This is a genomic window from Oceanobacter sp. 5_MG-2023 (genome assembly GCF_030548165.1).
Classification (GTDB): domain Bacteria; phylum Pseudomonadota; class Gammaproteobacteria; order Pseudomonadales; family Oceanobacteraceae; genus Oceanobacter.
Genome location: NZ_JAUORS010000060.1, coordinates 1 through 1,303, shown reverse-complemented (window position 1 = coordinate 1,303; position 1,303 = coordinate 1). Strand labels below are relative to the sequence as shown.

Genomic DNA, 1,303 nt, shown 5'->3' with positions numbered 1-1,303 from the left:
CCGAGCTGGCACCAGAGTTTTCATCAATGGCATCCGCCAACGTACCGGAGGTAAATACCGGTCCTGACTCATCCTGATCATTAACCGCCAGCGTCACGGTCTGGCTATCTTGTAAACCCGCGCCATCGGTGGCAGTTACAGTAAAACTGTAGCTTGGTTTGGTTTCGTAATCAGCGTCGGCCAATAAGGTGACTTCGCCGGTGGCTGAGTTGATGCTGAAATACGTTGCATCGTCGCCTGAGAGCGAGAAAGTCACGCCATCAGAGATATCGGCAGAGTCATCCGCAGTGGCGGTATACACCACTTGCCCAGAACCGCTGTTTTCAGCTATCGCAGTGGCCGTAGCGCCAGACGTAATGCTTGGCGCTGCTTCATCCAGGTTATTAACCGCCAACGTGACAGCTTGATCGGTGTGGTTACCGGCTCCATCGATGGCTGTGACGGTAAAGCTATAACTGGACTTGGTTTCATAGTCGGCATCCGCCAACAAAGTGACTTCGCCTGTAGCGGAGTTGATGCTGAAATACGCTGCATCAGCCCCCGAGAGGCTATAAACCGCTGTCGCGTCATCGGTCGCTGCGGTGTAAATAACCGAGCTGGCGCCAGAGTTTTCATCAATGGCATCTGCCAGAGTCCCGGAGTTAAATACCGGTCCTGACTCATCCAGATCATTCACATCCAGCGTCACAGCCTGATCAGTGAAGTGACCGGCCCCATCGGTGGCGGTGACGGTAAAGCTGTAGCTTGGTTTGGTCTCGTAATCAGCGTCGGCCAATAAGGTGACTTCGCCGGTACTGGCATCAATCGAGAGATACGCGGCATCGTCGCCTGACAGACTGAAGGTGACGCCATCAGAAATATCAGCAGAGTCATCAGCAACAGCGGTATACACCACTTGCCCGGCACCGCTGTTTTCATCGATGGCAGCCGCGGTGTCACCAGAGGTAATCGTCGGTGCCACTTCATCCAGGTTATTGACCGCCAAGGTGACGGCTTGATCGGTGTGGTTACCGGCTCCATCGATGGCTGTGACGGTAAAGCTATAACTGGACTTGGTTTCATAGTCGGCATCCGCCAACAAAGTGACTTCGCCTGTAGCGGAGTTGATGCTGAAATACGCTGCATCGTCGCCAGAGAGGCTATAAACCGCCGTCGCATCATCGGTCGCTGCGGTGTAAATAACCGAGCTGGCGCCAGAGTTTTCGTCAATGGCATCTGCCAGAGTCCCGGAGTTAAAGACCGGTCCTGACTCATCCAGATCATTGACCGCCAGCGTCACGGTCTGATCAGTGAAGTGACCGGC

At 54.3% G+C, this 1,303-nt stretch carries 1 protein-coding gene; it reads right to left on the bottom strand.

Annotation, left to right across the window (positions count from 1 at the left end):
* The coding region (locus Q4551_RS16110) for a cadherin repeat domain-containing protein (protein WP_303434943.1) at positions 1-1,303 on the bottom strand (1,303 nt) is incomplete at both ends.